Origin of the sequence: Mycobacterium nebraskense (genome assembly GCF_002102255.1) — a bacterium.
Lineage (GTDB): Bacteria > Actinomycetota > Actinomycetes > Mycobacteriales > Mycobacteriaceae > Mycobacterium > Mycobacterium nebraskense.
Genome location: NZ_LQPH01000153.1, coordinates 74,668 through 97,521 on the forward strand (window position 1 = coordinate 74,668; position 22,854 = coordinate 97,521).

The 22,854-nt window shown below is 68.5% G+C and carries 26 protein-coding genes and 1 pseudogene; 20 read left to right on the top strand and 7 right to left on the bottom strand.

The genetic code is table 11. The features are described 5' to 3' along the window. The first annotated feature begins 10 nt into the window (after window positions 1-10). Both rimM and trmD read left to right on the top strand, forming a co-directional pair. Entirely contained in the window at window positions 11-532 is a 522-nt protein-coding gene (gene rimM, locus AWC17_RS22690; protein ID WP_046184429.1) for a ribosome maturation factor RimM, read from the top strand. After that, window positions 529-1,215 carry a tRNA (guanosine(37)-N1)-methyltransferase TrmD gene (trmD, locus tag AWC17_RS22695; RefSeq protein ID WP_046184428.1) on the top strand — a complete coding sequence of 229 codons (687 nt, stop codon included), beginning with the start codon at window positions 529-531 and terminating at the stop codon, window positions 1,213-1,215. Before rimM ends, trmD begins: the two co-directional genes overlap by 4 nt. Here trmD and AWC17_RS22700 read toward each other — a convergent pair. Continuing rightward, entirely contained in the window at window positions 1,212-2,180 is a 969-nt protein-coding gene (locus AWC17_RS22700; RefSeq protein ID WP_047321712.1) for a serine hydrolase, read from the bottom strand. The genes trmD and AWC17_RS22700 overlap by 4 nt on opposite strands. A 354-nt stretch (window positions 2,181-2,534) precedes the next feature. Here AWC17_RS22700 and rplS point away from each other — a divergent pair, with 354 nt between their 5' ends. From rplS to AWC17_RS22720, 4 genes are all read left to right on the top strand, one after another. After that, window positions 2,535-2,876, top strand: coding sequence for a 50S ribosomal protein L19 (gene rplS / locus AWC17_RS22705; protein WP_007775353.1), 342 nt, complete (start codon window positions 2,535-2,537; stop codon window positions 2,874-2,876). 69 nt (window positions 2,877-2,945) lie between these two features. Then, window positions 2,946-3,836, top strand: coding sequence for a signal peptidase I (gene lepB, locus AWC17_RS22710; protein WP_047321713.1), 891 nt, complete (start codon window positions 2,946-2,948; stop codon window positions 3,834-3,836). A gap of 13 nt (window positions 3,837-3,849) precedes the next feature. Further along, a complete protein-coding gene (locus tag AWC17_RS22715; protein ID WP_231614122.1) occupies window positions 3,850-4,656 on the top strand; it encodes a ribonuclease HII in 807 nt (268 codons plus the stop codon). Window positions 4,657-4,660: 4 nt separating this feature from the next. Further along, window positions 4,661-4,966: a DUF2469 domain-containing protein gene (locus AWC17_RS22720; protein ID WP_085165113.1), complete on the top strand. Its 306-nt coding sequence runs from the start codon at window positions 4,661-4,663 to the stop codon at window positions 4,964-4,966. 6 nt (window positions 4,967-4,972) lie between these two features. Here AWC17_RS22720 and AWC17_RS22725 read toward each other — a convergent pair whose 3' ends face one another. Further along, the gene (locus AWC17_RS22725; RefSeq protein WP_046184438.1) at window positions 4,973-5,740 is read right to left on the bottom strand and encodes a GAF and ANTAR domain-containing protein; all 768 of its coding nucleotides are present in this window, start codon (window positions 5,738-5,740) and stop codon (window positions 4,973-4,975) included. Between the two features lie 272 nt (window positions 5,741-6,012). Between AWC17_RS22725 and AWC17_RS22730 the strand changes: the two genes are divergently transcribed. The 4 genes from AWC17_RS22730 to AWC17_RS22745 all read left to right on the top strand — a co-directional run bounded on the left by AWC17_RS22730 (window position 6,013) and on the right by AWC17_RS22745 (window position 9,895). Then, window positions 6,013-6,993: an SDR family oxidoreductase gene (locus AWC17_RS22730; RefSeq protein WP_047321714.1), complete on the top strand. Its 981-nt coding sequence runs from the start codon at window positions 6,013-6,015 to the stop codon at window positions 6,991-6,993. Between the two features lie 80 nt (window positions 6,994-7,073). Next, entirely contained in the window at window positions 7,074-7,892 is an 819-nt protein-coding gene (gene fdhD, locus AWC17_RS22735; protein WP_046187234.1) for a formate dehydrogenase accessory sulfurtransferase FdhD, read from the top strand. Between the two features lie 114 nt (window positions 7,893-8,006). Then, window positions 8,007-8,384 (top strand): YraN family protein, encoded by a 378-nt coding sequence (locus AWC17_RS22740; protein ID WP_046187233.1) that lies wholly within the window; start codon window positions 8,007-8,009, stop codon window positions 8,382-8,384. Next, window positions 8,384-9,895: a YifB family Mg chelatase-like AAA ATPase gene (locus AWC17_RS22745; protein WP_085165114.1), complete on the top strand. Its 1,512-nt coding sequence runs from the start codon at window positions 8,384-8,386 to the stop codon at window positions 9,893-9,895. The genes AWC17_RS22740 and AWC17_RS22745 overlap by 1 nt, the downstream gene beginning before the upstream one ends. Before the next feature lie 14 nt (window positions 9,896-9,909). On the opposite strand, the gene AWC17_RS22750 is transcribed toward AWC17_RS22745, so the two are convergent. Continuing rightward, window positions 9,910-10,185: a DUF4190 domain-containing protein gene (locus AWC17_RS22750; RefSeq protein ID WP_046187287.1), complete on the bottom strand. Its 276-nt coding sequence runs from the start codon at window positions 10,183-10,185 to the stop codon at window positions 9,910-9,912. Window positions 10,186-10,298: 113 nt separating this feature from the next. On the opposite strand from AWC17_RS22750, the gene dprA reads away from it, so the two are divergent. The 4 genes from dprA to AWC17_RS22770 are packed head-to-tail and all read left to right on the top strand — an operon-like array spanning window position 10,299 to window position 14,476. Continuing rightward, a complete protein-coding gene (gene dprA / locus AWC17_RS22755; protein WP_047321716.1) occupies window positions 10,299-11,465 on the top strand; it encodes a DNA-processing protein DprA in 1,167 nt (388 codons plus the stop codon). Window positions 11,466-11,496: 31 nt separating this feature from the next. Beyond that, window positions 11,497-12,348 (top strand): siderophore-interacting protein, encoded by an 852-nt coding sequence (locus AWC17_RS22760; RefSeq protein WP_046186946.1) that lies wholly within the window; start codon window positions 11,497-11,499, stop codon window positions 12,346-12,348. Window positions 12,349-12,389: 41 nt separating this feature from the next. Then, window positions 12,390-13,553 (top strand): lactate 2-monooxygenase, encoded by a 1,164-nt coding sequence (locus tag AWC17_RS22765; RefSeq protein WP_046186945.1) that lies wholly within the window; start codon window positions 12,390-12,392, stop codon window positions 13,551-13,553. Window positions 13,554-13,585: 32 nt separating this feature from the next. Beyond that, on the top strand, window positions 13,586-14,476 hold the full coding sequence (locus AWC17_RS22770; protein ID WP_085165115.1) for a tyrosine recombinase XerC: 891 nt from the start codon (window positions 13,586-13,588) through the stop codon (window positions 14,474-14,476). Window positions 14,477-14,570: 94 nt separating this feature from the next. Here AWC17_RS22770 and AWC17_RS22775 read toward each other — a convergent pair. Continuing rightward, a pseudogene (locus tag AWC17_RS22775) lies at window positions 14,571-15,038 on the bottom strand (M23 family metallopeptidase); the annotation flags it as partial. 292 nt (window positions 15,039-15,330) lie between these two features. Here AWC17_RS22775 and rpsB point away from each other — a divergent pair. Genes rpsB through AWC17_RS22790 form a run of 3 tightly spaced genes read left to right on the top strand, consistent with a single transcriptional unit; the run spans window position 15,331 to window position 18,403 of the window. Continuing rightward, window positions 15,331-16,158 (top strand): 30S ribosomal protein S2, encoded by an 828-nt coding sequence (gene rpsB, locus AWC17_RS22780; RefSeq protein WP_047321720.1) that lies wholly within the window; start codon window positions 15,331-15,333, stop codon window positions 16,156-16,158. Between the two features lies 1 nt (window position 16,159). Next, window positions 16,160-16,975 carry a translation elongation factor Ts gene (gene tsf / locus AWC17_RS22785; RefSeq protein WP_046187327.1) on the top strand — a complete coding sequence of 272 codons (816 nt, stop codon included), beginning with the start codon at window positions 16,160-16,162 and terminating at the stop codon, window positions 16,973-16,975. 30 nt (window positions 16,976-17,005) lie between these two features. Further along, entirely contained in the window at window positions 17,006-18,403 is a 1,398-nt protein-coding gene (locus AWC17_RS22790; protein WP_047321722.1) for an amidase, read from the top strand. A 49-nt stretch (window positions 18,404-18,452) separates the two neighbouring features. Here the strand turns inward: AWC17_RS22790 and AWC17_RS22795 are convergent, their stop codons facing one another. After that, on the bottom strand, window positions 18,453-18,872 hold the full coding sequence (locus AWC17_RS22795) for a MarR family winged helix-turn-helix transcriptional regulator (protein WP_046187064.1): 420 nt from the start codon (window positions 18,870-18,872) through the stop codon (window positions 18,453-18,455). 135 nt (window positions 18,873-19,007) lie between these two features. On the opposite strand from AWC17_RS22795, the gene AWC17_RS22800 reads away from it, so the two are divergent. The 3 genes from AWC17_RS22800 to AWC17_RS22810 all read left to right on the top strand — a co-directional run bounded on the left by AWC17_RS22800 (window position 19,008) and on the right by AWC17_RS22810 (window position 21,307). Beyond that, window positions 19,008-19,421, top strand: a complete 414-nt coding sequence (locus AWC17_RS22800; RefSeq protein ID WP_046187065.1) for a ChaB family protein — start codon at window positions 19,008-19,010, stop codon at window positions 19,419-19,421. A 280-nt stretch (window positions 19,422-19,701) separates the two neighbouring features. Then, the gene (locus AWC17_RS22805) at window positions 19,702-20,256 is read left to right on the top strand and encodes an MPT63 family protein (protein ID WP_046187066.1); all 555 of its coding nucleotides are present in this window, start codon (window positions 19,702-19,704) and stop codon (window positions 20,254-20,256) included. Between the two features lie 115 nt (window positions 20,257-20,371). Further along, window positions 20,372-21,307 (top strand): lysophospholipid acyltransferase family protein, encoded by a 936-nt coding sequence (locus tag AWC17_RS22810; protein WP_046187229.1) that lies wholly within the window; start codon window positions 20,372-20,374, stop codon window positions 21,305-21,307. 37 nt (window positions 21,308-21,344) lie between these two features. Here AWC17_RS22810 and AWC17_RS22815 read toward each other — a convergent pair whose 3' ends face one another. After that, window positions 21,345-22,070, bottom strand: coding sequence for a winged helix family transcriptional regulator (locus tag AWC17_RS22815; protein WP_046187230.1), 726 nt, complete (start codon window positions 22,068-22,070; stop codon window positions 21,345-21,347). A gap of 222 nt (window positions 22,071-22,292) precedes the next feature. Then, window positions 22,293-22,529 (bottom strand): microaggregate-binding protein 1, encoded by a 237-nt coding sequence (mbp1, locus tag AWC17_RS22820; RefSeq protein WP_046186783.1) that lies wholly within the window; start codon window positions 22,527-22,529, stop codon window positions 22,293-22,295. Window positions 22,530-22,854 lie beyond the last annotated feature (325 nt).

The following is a 22,854-nucleotide window of genomic DNA, read 5'->3' on the forward strand; positions in this document are numbered from 1 at the left end:
TGGAACTCCGTTGGAGTTGACCGTCGGGCGCGTCGCGAAAGCGCACGGGATCGGCGGCGAGGTCATCGTCGAGATTCGCACCGACGACCCCGGCGCCCGGTTCGCGCCGGGCAATACCCTGCACGGCAAGGCATCCCGCGGCGGCGGGGAACGCGACTTCGTCGTCGAGAGCGCGCGCGAACACGGCGGACGGCTGCTGTTGCGATTGGCCGGGGTGACCGACCGTGACTCCGCCGACGCGCTGCGCGGCACCGTGTTCGTCGTCGATTCCGATGACTTGCCGCCCCTCGACGAGCCGGACACGTACTACGACCACCAGCTCGAAGGGCTGTATGTCCGGACCGTTGCGGGCCAGGATGTCGGCGTCGTCGCCGAGGTACTGCACACCGCCGCCGGCGAGTTGCTGGCGGTGCGGCGAGGCGACGGCGGGGAAGTGTTGGTGCCGTTCGTCGGCGCGATCGTCACGTCGGTGTCACTCGACGACCGCAGTGTGGAGATCGATCCGCCCGAGGGCCTGCTGGATCTTGCATGAGAATCGACGTCGTCACCATCTTCCCGACCTTCCTGGACCCGTTGCGGCAATCGTTGCCGGGCAAGGCGATTCAGTCGGGCCTGGTCGACCTGCAGGTGCACGATTTGCGTAGGTGGACGCACGACGTGCATCGCTCGGTCGACGACGCGCCCTACGGGGGTGGCCCCGGGATGGTGATGAAGGCGCCGGTGTGGGGTGAAGCGTTGGACGAAATATGTTCGGATCAAACCGTTTTGGTTGTCCCCACGCCCGCCGGTGGGTTGTTCACGCAGGCCGATGCCCAGCGCTGGAGCGCCGAGGAGCACCTGGTGTTCGCGTGCGGTCGGTACGAGGGCATCGATCAGCGGGTCATCGAGGATGCCGCCCGACGCATGCGGGTCGAAGAAGTCTCGATCGGCGACTACGTCCTGCCCGGCGGGGAGTCGGCGGCGGTGGTGATGATCGAAGCCGTGGTGCGCCTGCTCGAGGGAGTGCTCGGCAACCCGGCGTCGCATCGTGAGGATTCGCACTCGCCGGCCCTGGACCGGCTGTTGGAGGGGCCCAGCTACACCCGGCCGCCGAGCTGGCGCGGGCTCGATGTTCCCGAGGTCTTGTTGTCCGGAGACCACGCGCGCGTCGCCGCATGGCGCCGGGAGGTTTCGCTGCAGCGCACCCGCGAACGCCGCCCGGAGCTGCTGGACTAAAGCCCGCGCCGCAGCGGGTCGATCCGCCCCTCGGGAAATATTGTCTTGACCGCCCGGGTGATGGTCTCGCGGGCGGTGGCGTCGTCGGAGGGCTGCAGGGACTGCACCACCATGATGTAACGACGGTCCGCCCCGATCACGCCGGTCGACAGGTGCATCCAGTCACTGCCGATGCAGCACATCCAGCCCTGCTTGACCGCCACCGGTTCGGCGTACAGACCGTCCGGGATGCCGAACCGCTGCGGGTAGCCGTCGAGCCCGTTTGGGGTGGACTGGGCCAGGTCGTCGACGATGACCTTCGCCTTGTCGGCCGGCAGCCCTCCCGATCCGTCGAGCAGCATCTCGTAATAGCGGACCAGGTCGGTCATCGAGCTCATGGTGTTCCACCAGCGTCCGTCGCTGGGCGGGGTGGTCGACGTGAGCCCGTAGCGGGCCGCGACCGCGGTGATGATGGCGTTCTCACCGCCCTGCGCCCAGAACTTCTCGGCCGCGCCGTCGTCGGAGGACTGCAACATGATGTCCAACGCCTGGCGGTCGCCGGCGTTCAGCGCAGCCCTGCCCTCGGATTCGTGCAGCAGCAGGTCGTCGGCGATGAAGAGCTTGGCCACCGATGCGGTGCCGATGACCTGGCTATTGCCGGTGGAGATCAGCTGGTGGGTTTTGCGATCGAGAATCGCCACCGACAGGGTGGCTCCACCGGCGGCGGCCTCGTCGGTTGCCTGCTGCACCCGCGCCTGCAGGCCGACGGACCCCGCGCTCGCCAGTTGCGGTTCCGGCAGCGGCGGCTTGACCGCCTCGAGCATCAGCTCGGCCACCCGTGGGGGCGGCTGGCGCAGACCGCGGTCGGGCGTGATGTAAACCGGCAGGTTGTATACCTTGGCCTGGACCTTCGCCTCGCACCCGGCGGCCACCACCAACGCCACCGCCGCTGTGGCGGTGAACAAAATCAGCGGCCGAACGCGCATTCCTCTCCTCCGACGTGGCTCCGAGGCACCCAAGTGCACAGGCCCGGGCCGCGTCGCGCCACCTGCTCCGGCCGTCACCCAAGACCCGGTAGCGCGTTCTGGCCCCAGTCATATGTACCATTCACCAGCGTTTTCGGCTCGCTGCGAACCGCATCGGAAGCTGTGATTTTCGTGGCACGCGTCCCATCTGGCACAATTGACCAGTTGTCTCCAGCGGTTGCCGGCCGGCCGGGCCGCTTCTCGCCTGCTGCGAGATACGCGCAAGTTGCCCCAAACCATCGGCTTGGCGACCGCCTCACAACCTAGGTGAGGGCTGTTGCCCCAGGCCGCGACCGCAAGGAAGTGCCTTCTCAGATGAACCGCCTGGACTTCGTCGACCAAGCGTCGCTGCGCGACGACATCCCGGTTTTCGGCCCGGGCGACACCATCAACGTGCACGTCAAGGTCATCGAGGGCGCCAAGGAGCGTATCCAGGTGTTCAAGGGCGTGGTGATCCGTCGGCAGGGCGGCGGCATCCGCGAGACCTTCACCGTGCGCAAGGAGAGCTACGGCGTCGGCGTCGAGCGGACCTTTCCGGTGCATTCGCCGAACATCGACCACATCGAGGTGGTGACCCGTGGCGATGTCCGCCGCGCCAAGCTGTACTACCTGCGTGAGCTCCGCGGCAAGAAGGCCAAGATCAAGGAAAAGCGCTGAGCCGGGACGGCCGGGCGGCAGCCCCGGTCGGTTTACCTCGCCACAATCTGCGCTGGCTACTCTGATCTCGTGACCGATCCCACGGACTCACCTGAGCCCCAGTCCGCCCAGTCAGAGCCGAAGGTCTCCACCCGCATCCCGGACACGCCTGAAGGCGAGTCGCCGAAGGCCGCCGAACCGGTCCCCGAACCGGGGGATGCGTCCGACGCGGACGCACCGGAGCGCACCAAGCGATCCACATTGCGGGAATTCGCGCTGCTGGCGGTGATCGCGGTGGCGCTCTATTACGTCATGTTGACGTTCGTGGCGCGGCCCTACCTGATCCCGTCGGAATCGATGGAGCCGACGCTGCACGGGTGCGCCGGTTGCGTCGGCGACCGGATCATGGTCGACAAGGTCAGCTATCGCTTCGACTCTCCGCGCCCCGGTGACGTCATCGTGTTCAAGGGACCGCCCAACTGGAACCTCGGGTACAAGTCGATCCGGTCCAACAACACGGTGCTGCACTGGGCACAGGACGCGCTGTCCTTCATCGGCTTCGTGCCCCCCGACGAGAACGACTTGGTCAAGCGGGTCATCGCGGTCGGCGGGCAGACGGTGCAGTGCCGGGCGGACACCGGGTTGACGGTCAACGGCAAGCCGCTCAAGGAGCCCTACCTGGATCCGGCCACCATGATGGCCGACCCGTCGGTGTACCCGTGCCTGGGCAGCGAGTTCGGGCCGGTCACCGTTCCGCAGGGGCGGCTATGGGTGATGGGCGACAACCGGACGCACTCGGCGGATTCCCGTGCCCACTGCACCAGCGTCCCGGCCGAGGCGCTCAAGGGCGTGTTGTGCACGGGCGATCCGGCGTCGGGGACCGTGCCGGTGTCCAACGTGATCGGCAAGGCGAGGTTCATCGTGTGGCCGCCGGGGCGATGGGGTGGCGTGTCGTCGGTGAACCCGCAGCAGCGTCAGTAGCCATGGCTTGGAAATGACCCAGACGTGGCCGCCGCGGACGGTGATCCGCAAATCGTCGGGGTTGCGCACCCTGGAGTCAGCGCTGTACCGCAGCGGTTTGGGCCCGGTCGCCGGCGTGGACGAAGTCGGCCGCGGCGCCTGCGCCGGCCCGCTGGTGGTGGCCGCCTGTGTGCTTGGGCCCGGGCGTCTGGAAAGCCTTGCCGCGCTTGATGATTCGAAGAAGCTCACCGAGAGTGCCCGGGAGAAGTTGTTCCCGCTGATCCGTCGTTACGCGCTGGCCTACCACGTGGTGTTCATCCCGCCGGCCGAGGTCGACCGGCGCGGTGTGCACGTCGCCAACATCGAAGGCATGCGCCGCGCTGTGGCGGGCCTGTCGCTGCGGCCCGGTTATGTGCTCAGCGACGGATTCCGGGTGCCCGGGCTGCCGGTGCCGTCGCTCCCGGTCATCGGCGGCGACGCGGTGGCGGCATGCATCGCCGCGGCCAGCGTGCTGGCGAAGGTCAGCCGGGACCGGCTGATGGTCGCTATGGACGCCGACCACCCGGGTTACGGTTTCGCCGAGCACAAGGGTTACAGCACACCGGCGCACAGCACGGCGCTGACGCAGCTGGGTCCCTGCCCCGAACACCGCCATTCGTTCATCAATGTCCGGCGCGTGGCCATAGGGTCAGGGGGGCTGGGTGGCCGGGTGGTGGCCGAATGCAGACCGGACGCAGACCGGACACTCCGCCCGCGCGCGGCGGATATCGGTGAGGAAAGATGGGGTAAGGATTCCCCGGGTGGAACGCCGGGGAAGTGTTTCTCCGAGAAGGACGTCTGAACAGATGAGTGCCGAGGATCTCGAAAAGTACGAAACCGAGATGGAGCTCTCGCTGTACCGCGAATACAAGGACATCGTCGGTCAGTTCAGCTTCGTGGTGGAAACCGAGCGGCGCTTCTACCTGGCCAATAGCGTGGAGATGGTGCCACGCAACGCTGAGGGTGAGGTGTACTTCGAGCTGCGGCTGTCCGACGCCTGGGTATGGGACATGTACCGGCCGGCGCGGTTCGTCAAGCAGGTGCGGGTCGTGACGTTCAAGGACGTCAACATCGAAGAGGTGGAAAAGCCGGAGCTGCGGCTGCCTGAATAGCCGAAGCTAGCCGCCCTCCAGAGCCTGCTTTTCTTCCGGAGCCGGCAGTTCACCGCGTTTCTCGATCACCACCCGGGCCACATCGGCGAGCTTGATGTTCAGCGCCTGGGAATGGCGCCGCAGCAGGTCGAACGCTTGTTCCTCGGTCATGTCGTGGAGCAGCATCAACATGCCGACTGCCTTGCCGATCTCGCGATTGCTCAGCAGTCCCCGTCGAAGGCTGGTGGCGTCCTCGCCCTTGGCGACCGCATTGATGGCCACGCTGGCGAACGCGGCCAGCACCGCCGCGCGCCCGGCCGACTCGGCGTCGAACACGTTGGGGGTGTCGCTGAACAGGTTGAGTGCGGCGCCTTTGCGTTTGTCCACCAGCAGCCGAAAGCCCATCGCCCCGCGCACCGGTGTTTCCGCCACCAGGACCTTCGCCAGCTGCGGCCACAGCGACGGCGTCGTCAGGTCCGGGTCGATCTGTGGGGTTTCCTCCTCGATCGCGTCGATGCAGGGGCCGTCGCCGGAACGCCGTTCCAGCTCGTCGATCTGCCGCGCCAGCCGGTCACTCGCGCCCACGGTGACGTAGCGGTCGCCTTCACGCACCAACAGGCTGGCGTGGTCGCATCCGCGGACGACCAGGGTGGCGGCGACGCAGATGGCCGCATACATCTGCCCGGCGTCGGAGCCCTGGTAGATGATCTCGGCCAGCGCGGCGAAAACCGTCCCGGGGTCAGCCTTCTCCCCGCCGGGCGTCGGCCGGTCCGCGGCCGTTGATTCGTCCCCCATGTTGTGCCTCATTCCCTGCGCAGTCGCAGTCTGACCCCGCGATCGATCGCCGTAGATTATCGGTCCTGGGCGCGGCCCTCACACGCTGTTCGGTGCGATTGCGACGAAATCCACGCGCCACGGCTCCAGCCCCGGGCCAGCGAAAATCACCCGCTGACAATACGGGTACCCGCCCGCGCGGCGCTTACGAATTGCGACACCGGCGGCAGAGGCGCGTGGTGACGTTTCCCACGCGTGGTTTCGGCGGGCCTTGAGCGGGAAAGAGCCTTGGAGTGGGAATCACCGTCGCGGTGACCGGGCCAACCGGCGAGATCGGTATGTCCGCGGTGACGGCGCTGGAGCGCGAACCCGCGGTGGACGCCATCGTCGGGATGGCGCGCCGGCCGTTCGATCCGTCTTCGCGCGGCTGGCTGAAGACCACTTATCAGCAGGGCGACATCATGGACCGTGAGGCCGTCGACGCCCTGGTGGCACAGGCCGACGTGGTGATCCACCTGGCGTTCATCATCATGGGTTCGCGGGAAGAGAGCGCCCGCATCAACCTGCAGGGCACGCGCAACGTGTTCGAGGCGACGGTCGCCAGCGAGCGGTCGCGGCGCCTGGTGTACACCTCGTCGGTGGCCGCCTACGGCTACCACGGCGACAACCCCGACCCGCTGACCGAGGACGTCCCGGCACGGGGTTCCGAGGAGCACTATTACTCGGCGCAGAAGGCGGCGTGTGAGGCGCTGCTCGACGAGATCACGAAGGACTCGCCGCTCGAGGTATTCGTGTTGCGGCCGTGCATCGTCGCCGGGCCCAATGCCACCGCCCTGGCCGACGCGATGCCGTGGAACCAACTGCCCGGCCCGATGCGGGCCCTGGTCAAGGCGGTGCCGATATTGAAGCCGGTCGTCCCGGATCCGGGTTTCCCGTTGCAGCTGGTGCACCACGACGACGTCGCGAGCGCGATCGCACTGGCGGCCACCACCCCGGCGCCGCCGGGGGCGTACAACATCGCAGGTGACGGCGTTGTGACGGTGGCCGACGTGGCCAGGGCCCTGGGTGGCCGTCCGGTGCGGGTGCCCGCCGTGGCGGCCGCGGCGGCGTCGGCGGCGCTTTCGCGGGTGCCGCTCATCCCGTCGATGCTGGAATGGCTGCACACCGCGCGCACGTCGATGGTCATGGACACCACGAAAGCGCGCACGCAGCTCGGCTGGCGGCCGGTGCACTCCTCGGCGGACACTCTGACGGCGCTGGCTTCGGCGGTGTGACGTCCCGCGCAACCAAGGTAGTTTGGCTCCGTGAGGTCCCAGCGTTCCGCCGCGATCCCGACTGACGGTGAAATCGCCTAGTGCGGCACGTAACTGCACGCCGGCGGGTGAAGCATCTCACCGCCGGGAAAGCGATCACCCGGCCGGAGACGCTGGTCGTCGAGGAACCGCTGGAGATCCGGGTGAACGGCGCCGCGGTCACCGTGACCATGCGCACGCCGGGCGCGGATTTCGAACTGGCGCAAGGCTTTCTGCTCACCGAGGGGATCATCGCCGGCCGCGACGACGTGCTGACCATCCGCTATTGCGGCGGTGCCGTCGAGGGCACGAACACCTATAACGTCCTCGACGTGACGTTGGCGGCCGGCGTCACGGTGCCCACCCTGGACGTGACCCGCAACTTCTACACCACCTCGTCGTGCGGGGTCTGCGGCAAGGCGTCGCTGGACGCGGTGAGGCTGATCGGCCGCTTCGCGCCGGGCGCGGATCCCGCCACCGTCGCAGCGGCCAAGCTCAAGGCGATGCCCACCCAACTTCGTTCCGCGCAAAAGGTTTTCGACAGCACCGGCGGGCTGCATGCCGCGGCGCTGTTCGGTGTCGACGGCACGATGTTGGCGGTGCGGGAGGACGTGGGCAGGCACAACGCGGTCGACAAGGTCATCGGCTGGGCGCTGGAAAATCGGCGGGTGCCCCTGATTGGCTCGGTGCTGCTGGTCAGTGGGCGGGCCTCTTTCGAGTTGACGCAGAAAGCGGTGCTGGCCGGGATCCCGGTGCTGGCCGCCGTGTCCGCGCCATCGTCGCTGGCGGTGTCGTTGGCCGAGGAGTCGGGGATCACCCTGGTGGCATTCCTGCGGGAAGACTCGATGAACATCTACACCAGGGCGGATCGAATCAGCTAGTCGTTTTCGGCCGGTTGTGAATGAAGGCGGCACTGGGGATAACCGGTCGTCACGGACAGGTCGCACATGCCGCTGTGGGCTGTCTTGTCGGGGCAACCCCGCACATTGGCTCCCATGACGACCGAACCGACTATGACTCGGGTCCAACTCGGGGCGACGGGCGAGGCGCTCGCCGTGGGCCACCTGACCAGGATGGGATTGCGGATCCTGCACCGCAACTGGCGCTGCCGCTACGGCGAACTCGACGTCATCGCCTGCGACGAGGCCACCCGCACGGTGGTATTCGTCGAGGTGAAAACCCGTACCGGCGACGGCTACGGCGGGCTGGCGTACGCCGTCACCGAGCGCAAGGTTCGCCGGCTGCGCCGACTGGCCGGGCTGTGGCTGGCCGGCCAGGACCACCGCTGGGCCGCGCTTCGCATCGACGTGATCCGGGTGCGGATCGGGCGCCGGCGCACCCCCGAAATCACCCATCTGCAAGGGATCGGCTGATGGCGCTGGGTCGCGCGTTCTCGGTCGCCGTGCGCGGGGTGGACGGACAAATCGTGGAAATCGAAGCCGACATCACCTCCGGACTGCCGGGCGTGCATCTGGTCGGTCTGCCCGACGCCGCCCTGCAGGAGTCCCGCGACCGCGTCAGGGCGGCGGTCGCCAATTGCGGCAACAGCTGGCCGATGGCGCGGCTCACGCTCGCGCTCTCCCCGGCGACGCTGCCCAAAATGGGCTCCGTCTACGACATCGCGTTGGCCGCGGCCGTCCTGTCGGCGCAACGAAAGAACCCGTGGGACCGCCTGGAGAAGACGGTGCTGCTGGGCGAGCTGTCGCTGGACGGCCGGGTCCGCCCGGTGCGCGGGGTGCTGCCGGCGGTGCTGGCCGCCAAGCGCGACGGCTGGCCGGCCGCCATCGTCCCGGTGGACAACCTGGCCGAGGCCAGCCTGGTCGACGGTATCGACGTCTGGGGCGTGCGCACCCTGGGGCAGTTGCAGAAGTGGCTCAGCGGGTCCGCGGCCTTGCACAACAGGATCACCACGACGCCCACCGCGCCGGAGCCCTCGGTGGATCTGGCCGATGTGGTCGGGCAGACGCAGGCGCGTTTCGCGGTGGAGGTGGCCGCCGCCGGGTCGCACCACCTCATGCTCACCGGCCCACCGGGGGTCGGCAAAACCATGCTTGCGCAACGACTTCCGGGCCTATTGCCGCCGCTGTCGGAGAGCGAGTCACTCGAGGTCACCGCGATCCATTCCGTGGCAGGGCTGCTGTCGGGGGACACGCCGCTGATCACCACGCCGCCGTTCATCGCGCCGCATCACAGCTCCAGTGTGGCGGCGCTCGTCGGCGGCGGTTCGGGCATGGCGCGCCCCGGCGCGGTCAGCCGCGCACACCGTGGGGTGCTCTTCCTCGACGAATGCGCCGAGATCAGCGTCAGTGCGCTGGAGGCCTTGCGAACTCCGTTGGAGGACGGGGAGATTCGTCTCGCCCGTCGCGATGGGGTGGCCTGTTACCCGGCCCGGTTCCAACTGGTGTTGGCCGCCAACCTGTGTCCGTGCGCGCCCGCCGATCCGCAGGACTGCATCTGTGCGGCGGCGGCCAAGCGCCGCTACTTGGGCAAGCTGTCCGGGCCGCTGCTCGACCGGGTGGACCTGCGGGTGCAGATGCATGCGGTGCGCGCGGGCGCGTTCGCGGGCGCCGACGCCGAGTCGACGGCACAGGTTCGGCAGCGGGTGGCGCAGGCCCGGGCGGCCGCAGCCCAGCGGTGGCTACCGCACGGATTCCGCACCAACGCCGAAGTCAGCGGGGCGCTGTTGCGCCGAAAGTTCCGTCCCGGCAACGCCGCGATGACCCCGCTGCAAAAAGCGCTGGACCGGGGGCTGCTCAGCATCCGCGGCCTGGACCGCACCCTGAGGGTCGCGTGGAGCCTGACGGACTTGGCCGGCGGCGTGTCGCCCGGACCCGAGGAGGTCGCGGCCGCGCTCAGCTTCCGGCAGCCGGGGGCGCAGCGATGAGCGCCGGCCTTGGGTCACCAGTAGGCCTTGGTCAGCCAGTCGTTGTGCCCGCCCCTGACCACAATCGCCGCGGTCACCAAGATGGCGAACGCCCTGGCGAACTGCGCCATCGCGCGGCCTCCTTCGCCGCGCTGTTCCATGTCACGCAACGCGACGGACGCGAGGGCGCCGCTCAGGATCGGAATGGGCAAACCGCACCAGCTGACCAGGCTCAGGGCGAACGCCGCGATCGCCCAAGGGTTTACCGGGCGGGCGGGCGCGGCGAGCTGGGCCGGCTGGCAGATGATCATCGTTCGCTCCGTTCCTTGCCGCCTGCGCGACGGCGAATGGGGGTCGACGACATCACATTCGCGTGTGGGGCTAAACGGATCCTTGGCGAATTCTTGGAACCCGGACCGGGGCAATGCTGACCGCCGTCGACGATCCCGTGCTGCGCGCCTGGGCGTACCTGTCCCGGGTGGCCGAGCCGCCGTGCGCCGAGCTCGCCGCGCTGGTGCGACGTGTGGGCCCGGTCGAGGCGGCCGACCGGGTCCGCCGCGGACTGGTCGACGACGACCTCGCGCGGCAGACCGAGGCGAGGCGCGGAATCGACTGCGCGGCGGCTGATCTCGAGCTGCTCGCCGCTCGCGGAGGACGGTTGATCACTCCCGACGATGACGAGTGGCCGCTGCTGGCGTTCGCCGCGTTCGGGAACGCCTCCGCGAAAGGCCGTGGTGGGGCGCCGATGGTGTTGTGGGCGCAGGGCCCGGCCCAACTCGACGAGGTGGTGCATCGCGCGGCCGCCGTAGTGGGAACTCGGGCCGCGACGGCATACGGCGAGCAGGTGGCCGAGGACTTGGCGGTCGGGCTGGTGCAACGGGAGGTGGCCGTCGTCTCCGGTGGCGCCTACGGCATCGACGGCGCGGCACACCGAGCGGTGCTGAACGCTGACGGGATCACCGTGGCCGTTCTCGCTGGCGGGCTCGACATTCCCTATCCGAGCGGCCACACAGCGTTGCTACATCGCATCGGCCAACACGGGTTACTCGTCACCGAATACCCGCCCGGTGTCCGGCCAGCCCGCCACCGATTCCTGACCCGCAATCGCCTGGTGGCCGCCGTCGCGGGCGCCGCGGTGGTGGTGGAAGCGGGCCTGCGCAGCGGCGCGGCGAACACCGCCGCGTGGGCGCGGGCGCTGGGGCGGGTGGTGGCCGCGGTTCCCGGGCCCGTGACGTCGTCGGCGTCGGCCGGGTGCCACGCGCTGCTGCGCAACGGCGCCGAGCTGGTGACCCGGGCCGACCACATCGTCGAGCTCATCGGCCGCATCGGCGAGCTCGCAGCCGACGAACCGCATCCGGCAACGGCGCTCGACGGGCTGAGCGACGCCGAGCGACGGGTGTACGAGGCGCTGCCGGGCCGCGGCACCGCCACCGTCGAGCAGCTCGCGGTCGCGTCGGGGCTGGTGCCCGAACGGGTGTTGGGACCGCTGGCGATCCTCGAGCTGGCCGGCTTGGTGCAGCGCCAGGAGGGCAAGTGGCGACTCGTCCGTGCCGCCAGCGGCCAAGCTGCATCAACACCGCGGCTCGTATAGTCGACGGGGGTCGGTGGGGACAGGAGGACAAGTGGCGGGTCGACCTCTGCAACGCTTCGAGGTTGTCGATACCAAGGAGCTCACGCCGCACATGGTCGGGGTGGTGCTGGGGAGCAAGGATTTCGACGCGTTCGTGCCCAGCAAATTCACCGACTCCTACGTCAAGTTGGTGTTCGTCGCGGATGACGTCGACGTCGCGGCCTTGCCGCAGCCGTTGACCCTGGACAGCTTCGCCGAGTTGCCCCCCGAGAAGCGCCCGACGGTCCGGACCATGACGGTCCGGCACGTCGACGTGGCGGCCCGCGAAATCACGCTGAACATCGTCGTGCACGGCGAGCACGGGATCGCGGGCCAATGGGCCGCGGCGGCCCAGCCCGGCCAGCGGATCTTTTTGATGGGTCCCGGCGGTGCCTACACACCCGACCCGGCCGCCGATTGGCATCTGCTGGCCGGCGACGAATCGGCGCTCCCGGCCATCGCCGCGGCGCTGGAAGCGTTGCCCCCCAACGCCGTAGGCAAGGCATTCATCGAGGTGGCGGGCCAGGAAGACGAGATTCCGTTGACCGCGCCGGACGGCGTCGAGGTGCACTGGGTCTATCGCGGTGGCCGAGCCGACCTGGTCCCCGAGGACCGGGCCGGTGATCACGCCCCGCTCATCGAGGCGGTCACCACCACGCCGTGGCTGCCTGGGCAGGTGCACGTCTTCATTCACGGCGAGGCGCAAAGCGTGATGCACAACCTGCGTCCCTACATCCGCAAAGAGCGCGGTGTGGACGCGAAGTGGGCGTCGTCCATCTCGGGCTACTGGCGGCGCGGCCGCACCGAAGAGACGTTCCGGCAATGGAAAAAGGAACTGGCCGAGGCGGAAGCTGGGGCCTCGTAGCGGGCTCGTCGGTCTGACCGCCGGCTGGCATCCTCTACTCCATGGCGCATTTCGGGGACTACCAGAACGAGATCTACCTGCGCGGCCTGGGCGGGGTGGTGCCACCGCTACCGATGGCCTTCGCGGAGCTGGAGGCCAAGGCCGCCACCGCGCTGCCCCCCTCGGTGTGGTCCTACGTGGCGGGCGGAGCCGGCGACGAACGCACCCAGCGTGCCAACTGCGAGGCCTTCGAGCGGTGGGGCCTCATCCCACGCATGTTCGTCGGCGCCGCCGAACGCGACCTGTCCGTCGAGCTGTTCGGGATGACCCTGCCGACGCCGGTGTTCATGGCACCCATCGGCGTCATCGGCATCTGCGCCCAAGACGGCCATGGCGACCTGGCCACCGCGCGGGCCGCCGCCCGCACCGGCGTCCCGATGGTCGCCTCCACACTGACCGTCGACCCGATGGAAGACGTCGCCGCCGCCTTAGGCGACACCCCGGGGTTCTTCCAGCTGTACACACCCAACGACCGCGAGCTGGCCGCCAGCCTGGTGCAGCGCGCCGAAGCGGCCGGCTTCAAGGGCATCGTTGTCACCCTCGACACGTGGGTGACGGGCTGGCGCCCCCGCGACCTGAGCACGTCCAACTTCCCGCAGCTGCGCGGGCACTGCCTGGCCAACTACACCAGCGACCCGGTCTTCCGCGCCGGACTGCAACGTCCGCCCGAGGAGTACCCGCAGGATGCGGTGCTGCGCTGGGTGCAGGTCTTCGGGTCTGCCCTGACGTGGGATGACCTACCGTGGCTGCGGTCGCTCACCGACCTGCCGCTGCTCGTCAAAGGCATCTGCCATCCCGACGACGCCCGGCGCGCCAAGGACGGCGGCGTCGACGGCATCTACTGCTCCAACCACGGCGGCCGGCAGGCCAACGGCGGCCTGCCCGCGCTCGATTGCCTGCCGGGCGTGGTCGAGGCGGCCGACGGCCTTCCGGTGCTGTTCGACTCCGGGATCCGCAGCGGCGCCGACATCATCAAGGCGCTCTCGCTGGGCGCCACCGCGGTGGGCATCGGGCGCCCGTACGCGTACGGCCTGGCCCTCGGCGGCGTCGACGGCATCGTGCACGTGCTGCGGATGCTGCTCGCCGAGGCCGACCTCATCATGGCCGTCGACGGATATCCCCAGCTCAAAGATCTCACCCCGGACACACTTCGGCGCGTCAGCTGAGCCGAACCTCCGGCGCCTGCGAACGTAAAGGCGTGGAGGCCATCCTCGACGAGTTCGACGAGTACCTGGAGCTGCAATGCGGCCGGTCGGCGCACACTCGCCGGGCGTATCTGGGCGACCTGCGCTCGCTGTTCGCCTTTCTTGACGGCCGGGGCCTGGACGCGTTGAGCCTGCCGGTGCTGCGGTCGTGGCTGGCCGCGGCCGCCGGTGCCGGCGCGGCGCGCACGACGCTGGCCCGTCGCACCTCGGCGGTCAAGGCGTTCACCGCGTGGGCCGTGCGGCGCGGCCTGCTGGCCGGGGACCCGGCGACCCGGCTGCAGGTGCCGAAGGCGCACCGCACGCTGCCGGCGGTGCTGCGCCAAGACCAGGCGCTCGACGCGATGGCCGCTGCGAAATCCGGTGCCCAACAAGGGGATCCGATGGCCTTGCGGGACCGGCTGATCGTCGAGATGTTGTACGCCACCGGAATCCGGGTAAGCGAGCTGTGCGGCCTGGACATCGACGACGTGGACACCCACCACCGGCTGGTTCGCGTGCTCGGCAAGGGCAACAAGCAGCGCACCGTGCCGTTCGGGATGCCGGCCGCCGAGGCGCTGCGCGCCTGGCTGGACGAGGGGCGGCCCGCTCTGGTGACCGCCGATTCGGGCCCGGCCCTGCTGCTGGGTGCGCGGGGCCGGCGGCTCGACGTGCGCCAGGCCCGCACCGTCGTGCACCAGACGGTCGCCGCGGTGGACGGCGCGCCCGACATGGGCCCGCACGGGCTGCGGCACAGCGCGGCCACGCATCTGCTCGAAGGCGGAGCCGACCTGCGGGTCGTGCAGGAGCTGCTCGGCCATTCCAGTCTGGCGACCACCCAGATCTACACCCATGTCGCCGTCTCGCGGTTGCGGGCGGTGCACGATCAGGCTCACCCGCGGGCGTGAGTGTGCACTCACGGCGTTGAGTGGGCGGCCTGGGCGACGACCCGCCGTGGGGAACCGCCCTGGGCGCACACCCGAGCGCCGGGCCTCACCCGTGTAGCGGTTTGAGCCGGATCGGAGTCGACTTCACCAGGCCCAACGGGTCGACATAGTCGGCGCCGGACGCCGGACCCCACATCGCGCCCCAGTGCAGGCACGCCGCGGCCCGGCAGCCGGCATGCCCGGGCACCAGCTCGCCGATCACCGTCTGGGCCGTCACCGGCTGACCGACCCGCACTGCGGCCCGGACCGGCTCGTAGCTGGTGCGCAGCCCGCCGGGATGGGCCAGCGACACCACCGGCCGTCCCGCCAGCTCCCCGGCGAACACCACGGTGGCGGTGCCCGCGGCGTACACCGGCTGACCTGGAGCGCCGGGCAGGTCCACCCCCCGATGCCCGGGCTTCCAGTCCGGTGAGGGGGCGTCGAATCCCCGGGCGACGGCCGGCGGCGGGCGCAGCGGCCAGTCCAGGCGAGCGTCGTCGGCAACCGCCGGCGCCGCACTGAGCGCCGTCAGGCACAGCATCAGCCACCAAACTCGTCGCATCGGCTCAGTTCATTGCCCCGCGGGCGCCGGCACCACTCAGGACGGGCCGGTGCTGTGCAAAACCACCAGCTGAGTCGGTGTAAACTCCTGGTCGCAGCTCGTTCGCGGGCTGACTTCGCGCGTCTGCTCGCGTCTCTGAGTTCCACTAGGAGTTCGCACCGCATGCCGGGCGGTCCCCGCCAGGGTTTTCCTGGCGAGGTCCGGCATCGCAGCAGGCGCCAGGGCCCGGCTTCACCCGATGCCGGGCGACAACCGACACAAGTAAGGCGCAAGCATGGCCGTCGTAACCATGAAGCAGCTGCTGGACAGCGGCACCCACTTCGGGCATCAGACCCGTCGCTGGAATCCCAAGATGAAGCGGTTCATCTTCACCGACCGCAACGGCATCTACATCATCGACCTGCAGCAGACGCTGACCTATATCGACAAGGCGTACGAGTTCGTCAAAGAAACCGTCGCCCACGGTGGCAGCGTCATGTTCGTAGGCACCAAGAAGCAGGCGCAGGAGTCTGTCGCGGCCGAAGCCCTCCGGGTCGGGATGCCGTACGTGAACCAGCGCTGGCTGGGCGGCATGCTCACCAACTTCTCCACCGTGCACAAGCGCCTGCAGCGCCTCAAGGAACTCGAGGCCATGGAGCAGACCGGTGGCTTCGAGGGTCGCACCAAGAAGGAAATCCTGATGCTGACCCGCGAGAAGAACAAGCTGGAGCGCAGCCTCGGCGGTATCCGGGACATGGCCAAGGTGCCGTCGGCGATCTGGGTCGTCGACACCAACAAGGAGCACATCGCCGTCGGCGAGGCCCGCAAGCTCGGTATCCCGGTCATCGCGATCCTGGACACCAACTGCGACCCCGACGAGGTCGACTACCCGATCCCCGGCAACGACGACGCGATCCGCTCGGCCGCGCTGCTGACCAAGGTGATCGCCTCCGCGGTCGCCGAAGGCCTGCAGGCCCGCGCCGGAGTCGGCCGCGGCGATGGCAAGCCCGAGGCGGAGGCCGCCGAGCCGCTGCCCGAATGGGAGCAGGAACTGCTGGCCTCCGCTGCTGCAAGCGCCCCCACCGACGCGGGCGCACCCGAATCGACCCCCACGGAAGGCTGAGATGGCCAACTTCACCGCCGCCGACGTCAAGAAGCTTCGGGAGCTCACCGGCGCCGGCATGCTCGACTGCAAGAACGCGCTGGCCGAGAGTGACGGCGACTTCGACAAGGCGGTCGAGGCGCTGCGCATCAAGGGCGCCAAGGACGTCGGCAAGCGCGCCGAGCGCGCCACGGCCGAAGGTCTGGTCGCGGCCAAGGGCGGCGCGCTGATCGAGCTGAACTCCGAGACGGACTTCGTCGCCAAGAACGCCGAGTTCCAGAAGCTCGCCGACGACATCGTCGCGGCTGCGGCCGAGTCCAGGGCCGCGGACGTTGACGCGCTTAAGGCTGCTTCGGTCGGTGATACGACGGTCGAGCAGGCCATCGCCGACCTGTCGGCCAAGATCGGCGAGAAGCTCGAGCTGCGCCGTGTCGCGTTCTTCGACGGCACCGCCGAGGCCTACCTGCACAAGCGTGCGGCTGACCTGCCGCCGGCTGTGGGTGTGCTGGTGGAGTACACCGGCTCCGATGTCGACGCGGCGCACTCCGTCGCGCTGCAGATCGCCGCGCTGAAGGCCCGCTACCTGTCCCGCGAGGACGTTCCCGAAGACGTCGTGGCCAGCGAGCGCCGCATCGCCGAGGAGACGGCCAAATCGGAGGGCAAGCCGGAGCAGGCGCTGCCCAAGATCGTCGAAGGCCGGCTGAACGGTTTCTTCAAGGACGCGGTGCTGCTGGAGCAGCCGTCGGTGTCCGACAGCAAGAAGACGGTCAAGGCCCTGCTCGACGAGGCCGGCGTGACGGTGACGCGGTTCGTGCGCTTCGAAGTGGGCCAGGCCTAAGCCCCGCGCGGGGCGGGTTAGCGTCGATCCATGCGACACGTGCACGCGTTCGGCAACGACGCCCTCGGTGATCTGGACGCGGTTGGCCTCGCCCACGCGATACAAGCCGGCTGGGTCAGCAGGGCGGAGGTGGTCGAGGCCGCCATCGCCCGCACCGAGGCCGTCGATCCGGTCCTCAACGGCTTGGCGTACGCGGCCTTCCAGCAGGCGCGAACCGGCGCGGTGGCGAGCGGCTTCTTCGACGGCGTCCCGACGTTCGTCAAGGACAACGTCGACGTCGCCGGCCAGCCCACCATGCATGGCAGCGACGCCTGGGCGCCGTGGGATGCCTTGGCCGACAGCGATTTTGCGCGGGTGTTCCTGGCCACCGGCCTGACGTCGATCGGCAAGACGCAGCTCTCGGAATTCGGGTTCAGCGCGTCCGCCGAACACCCACGGCTGGGGCCGGTCCGCAACCCGTGGAACACCGACTACACCGCGGGCGCCTCGTCGTCGGGCTCGGGGGCCTTCGTCGCGGCCGGCGTGGTGCCGATCGCGCATGCCAACGACGGCGGCGGCTCCATCCGCATCCCGGCCGCCTGCAACGGGCTTGTCGGGCTCAAGCCATCGCGCGGGCGGTTGCCCCTGGACCCGACCCTGCGCCGGATGCCGGTGGGCATCGTCGCCAACGGCGTGCTCACCCGTTCGGTGCGTGACACCGCGGCGTTCTACCGGGAGGCCGAGCGGATCTGGCGCAACCACCGGCTGGCGCCGGTCGGCGACGTCACCGGGCCCGGCAGGCAGCGGTTGCGGATCGCGGTGGTGACCCGCTCGGTCCTGCGGGAGTGCAGTCCCCAGGTGCGGGAACTCACGCTGAAATCGGCCGGGCTGCTAGAGGAATTGGGTCACCGGGTCGAACACGTCGACGAGCCCCCGGTACCGGCCAGCTTCGTCGACGATTTCGTCCTGTACTGGGGATTCCTCGCGCTGGCCCAGGTGCGCAGCGGGCGGCACATGTTCGGCAAGACGTTCGACCGCACCCGGCTGGACAGCCTCACGCTCGGCCTGGAACGACACACGGCCCGCAACTTCCACCGGCTTCCGTTGGCGATCATGCGGCTGCGCCGGATCCGCAGGCGCACCGCGCGGCTCTTCGGCACCTACGACGCGGTGCTCACACCGACCGTGGCCGACGAGACGCCACGCATCGGCTATCTCGCTCCCACGGACTATCAGCAGGTGCTGGATCGGCTGATCGACTGGGTCTCGTTCACCCCGCTGCAGAACGTCACCGGCGAGCCCGCGATCTCGCTTCCGTTGGCGCAGTCCGCCGAAGGCATGCCGGTGGGCATGATGCTCTCGGCCGACCTCGGCCAGGAGGCGCTGCTGCTCGAGCTGGCCTACGAACTCGAGGAGGCCCGGCCGTGGGCCCGGATCCATACCTCGTGATTTGAGGTCAAGGCGGCGACCCGCTTCGCCGCGCTCGCGATCGCCGCGGTCACTCGGAACCGAGCTTGTCGAGCATCCGTTTGAACTCGCGCTGCTGAGTCTCGGTCAGCCTGGCCAGGATGCGGGCATCGGCGGTCCGGACCGCGCCTTCCGCCCGCTTGAGCAGGGCGCGGCCCTGACCCGTCAGCGTGGCAGGTAGCGCCCGGCCGCTGGACACCGATGCCGGACGTGCCACGGCGCCAATGTCTTCCAGCTTGCGCAGCACCATGTTCATGGCCTGCGGTGTGACGCCCGCCTGCCGGGACAGTTCCGCGCTCGACATCCCCGGAGACATGGAAAGCATACGCAGGCAGACGAATTCGGGCAGAGTCAGGCCGAGCGGGCCCAACACGGCGGAAACCTCCGGGCGTAGCAGGCTTGCCACCCGATAGAGCAGGTAACCAAGCGGGGCGTCTTCGGCCTGAACCATGTCAATGATATTGACATATTTTTGTCGTCTCGACGCGAAGTTCCGAGCGCAAGTCGTGATTGCCGGCCCGTCAACGGGGTAACCGACCAGCGGTGAAACGTCACTCGCACCGCGCGGGCGTATCAGGAGGTTTCGATGCCGAAGACGATGAAAGGCGGCAAGCCGAAGAAGGATGAATTGCCGAGCACCTTGCAGCGCTCCAGCGCCAAAGCGCAACGCACGTTCGCGAAAACCCACGATGCGGCCGCCGATGAATACGGCAGCGAGGAGCGCGCCCACCGGGTGGCGTACTCCGCCCTCAAGCACAGCTTCGAAAAGGTCGGCGACCATTGGGAACCCAAAGAAGAGAAGGGCCCGTCGGACGAGCGCGCCAAGAGCGGTGGTCCACGAGCCTCCGGCCCGACCGCGGAGGGTGTGGACGCCAACGCGAGCAAAAAGCACTTGCTCGACCTGGCCCGCCGACTCGACGTCCAGGGCCGGTCGACGATGAGCAAGGCGGAGTTGGTCGACGCGATCATGAGGCACAACCGCAAGGTTCGCGGCCGCTGAGAAACGCGTCCTCCGGTCGCGCGAATGTGACGGGCTAATCGCTCGTTTCGACGCCGGGGTTGACGTTGCGTCAGTCATGCGACGTGAAAATCGGTACAGGTGTTAAGAACTGATGCGAAAGACGCTGCGCAGCAAAATAACCGCGTTTCGGCAGTTGAGCGACCGAAATTGCCCTTAAACGGGCGTGCAAATGTTTGAAGCGGAGGCGTAATGGCTATTTCGCCGCTTGTGTGCGTATTGCCCTTCTGGGGGGCGATTGTTCGACACGAAAGGATGAGCAATGAAGGTCACCAAGACGACCGTTAAGACAGCTGCCGCTGCCGGGGGTATAGCGGTGGCAAGCATTTTCGCCGCGACGCCGGCTTCCGCCGCGCCGCCCAACATTCAGGGTTTCGGCACCAGCGAACAACTCGTGAACGGGCCGCTGATCACCAACTACACGGTGAGCAACCTGCAGCAGAGCAACGCCGCGATTCCCGGCTACACCCCTAAGGGAACGCTGTACCAGGCGGACGTCACCGCTCGGTCGGACGGCGGGCTCGTGACGCCGATGGTCAACGACTTCATCGCCCGCGGGCCGAATGGGCAGAACTACCGGGTGATCGACAAGGTTGGAGTCCCGAACGGACTCAACCCGGCGCCGATCCCGCAGGGTAACGAGTCGACCGGAACGCTGTACTTCGACGTGACCGGTGCGCCGCCGAACGGCGTCGTCTACAACGACGGAATGCAAGACATTCTGATGTGGACGTCGAACGTGCAGGGTGGCTCGACGCCTGGCGCTCCGAATGCGAGCCCGGCACCGGGTGCTCCGCCGGCCCCGACCCACACCTAATCCGGCGTGCGGATATCTCCCCGCGTCGCGCGTGCGACGCGGGGAGGTCCGTTTCTGCAACGTTTTTCCAACCGGCGTTTGCATCGTGCGCGCATGAATCGGGTACACCGCACCCATGAGTAACCCAGATCACAGGCCAGCCGAAGTACGCGAACAGGCGCAAGTGCACGCAGAGCAGGTGCGGGCGACGATGGAGGAGCGGCGTAGCGATCAGGGCGGCGGATTGAGCGGCTGGGTCGCCGAGCGGGCCGGCAGGTGGGATCTCAGCGGACAGGACGAGACCACTCTGCAGCGTCAGAAGTATCTGTGGAATGTGCTGGTGGATTACTGGTTTCGCATGGAGATCGACGGTTGGGAAAACGTCCCGGCACCGCCGGCGCTACTGGTGGGGATCCACTCCGGCGCTCCGTTTGTCTGGGACGCCTGGACCGTCGGTCTGCAATGGTGGCGGCGTTTCGGGCAGGAACGCCCGCTGCACGGCACGGCACATGACGCGTTGATGGCGATTCCGGTGATCGGCCGGTACTTCCGGGCGATGGGTGTGCTTCCGGCCGCCCCGGACGCGATCGCCACCGCCCTGGCCGAAGGACGTGATGTTGCGCTGTGGCCCGGTGGAGAAGTGGACTCGCTGCGCCCGTGGACCGAACGCGACCGGGCCAACCTGGCGGGCCGAAAAGGCTTTGTGAAGATGGCGATTCGGGCCGGCGTGCCCGTCGTTCCGATCGCCACGGTCGGCGGTGCCGACGCGATGCCGGTGCTCATCCGCGGTGACAAGCTGTCGAAAGCTTTGCGGCTGGACCGCCTGCTGCGCCTCAAAGTGTTCCCGTTGGCCATCTCGCTGCCGTGGGGGATCGCACCGGCGGCGCTTCCGCAGTTGCCGCTACCGGCCAGGATCAGGACCCGGTTCATGCCGGTCGTCGAGCTCGACCACGACCCCGCACGCGCGGAGGACGAAGCATACGTCGACCGCAAGTATCGCGAGATTCAGGACGCCATCCAGGAAGGCATGGACGCGCTCGCGCGCAAGCGCGCCTTCCCGCTATTCGGTTGATCAATCCAAAGTCTCTCTGGGACAGAGAGATTCGGGCTCATTGTGCCGGCGTGAATGGGTGACCCGGTTGCGACGTGGGACCACTGACGATCCATTCCGGATGCGGTGGCGTCGCCGCCATGTAGCCCACACCCCGGACGGTGTCGACCATCGACTGATGGCGGGGGCCGAGCTTGGCGCGCAGCCGCCGGACGTGGACGTCGACCGAACGGATTCGACCGTTGCTGTCATAGCCCCACGCCTCGTGCATCAGGCGGGTCCGGGTAAACGGCCGACCGGCTTGCTGCACAAGGAAACTCAGCAGCTTGAACTCGGTCAGCGTTAGACCCAGGTCCTTGCCTTCCAGCGACCCGGTGAAGCTGGTCGGGTGCAACAGCAGGGCACCGAAGCGCAGACTGCCGTTGATTGCGCTGCGCCGCTGCGCGATCGCGCGTCGCAGCCGTTCCTGCACCTCGTCCGCGTTGGTGCCGGGCGGCATGACATCGTCAACGTTCCAGTCGGCGTCGACCGGCACCCCGTCAACCGGCGCCACCAGGGCCACCACAGCGGTAGCGGGCATATTCGTTGTCAGGCGGCGGCAGGCCGCCTGGGCCGCCACAAGGTCGCTGCGAGCGTCGACGATCGCGACGTCGCCGGGATCGGGTGGCCCGTGGCCGTCACCGGTCAGGGGCGCGCGCCGCATGATTCGCGCAAACGAACTTAGGGGCGGCAGAGCGCGATCGAAGTCTTCCGCGTCCGTCAGCAGTAGAACGTCCAACGACATCTCCCGAAACTCCGTGTCGGTCTGCTTCCCCCCGCCCGTAGGCACCTCACGAAGAGATGTCTGCAGCGCAGCGATGATTACCCGCTCGCCGCGAAACTATGCAAACTGTGTTGAATTGGCTGCGGACCGCATCGGCCCGGCTAACCGGACGCGATCGTCCTGGCCTGGAAAAGTCGATGGGTCCGGTCCGTTTTCACGGACCGGACCCATCCTCCCAGCAAGCTACTGATTAGCCTTCTGGCGCTCCTCAGCGGCCTTGGCGCCGCCTCGCGCCGCCTCGGCCTCGGCTTCCTTCTTTGCCGCGTCGCGCTGTGCTTCCGCCTTGTCCTGCTGGGCCTGGCCCTCGCGGGTGAGGTCGTCACGACCTGCCACCGCACCAACGGCCTCCTTGGCCTTGCCCTTGACGTCCTCGACGACGCCCTTGACAGCTTCAGCAGGTCCCGAGTTGTTGTCCGCCATGGAATTAGTTCCTCTCGTTGGCGTACCTTGAGCGATGCGCTCAATGCCGATCGCCAAAGCGACCGGTCCGGTCATACGGCGAGGCTGGCCCTTATTCTCAAGACCGTGAATTCCCACCGCGATGGTGCGGATTCCCCTTGCCGGCCATCGCTCAAACATCCGCAGCCCCAAGGTGGCCAAGCCGGCGCCAGTGTCGGCGTCACCTGGCCGACGGCCGCGAAAAGCCGTCCGCATCGCCAAACTCTGCGCATAACGCACCCCGCCGACGCCGCATTGTGCTGCGATGAGGCAGGATGTGAAATGCCGTTCCGGATGAGGTCAGCCC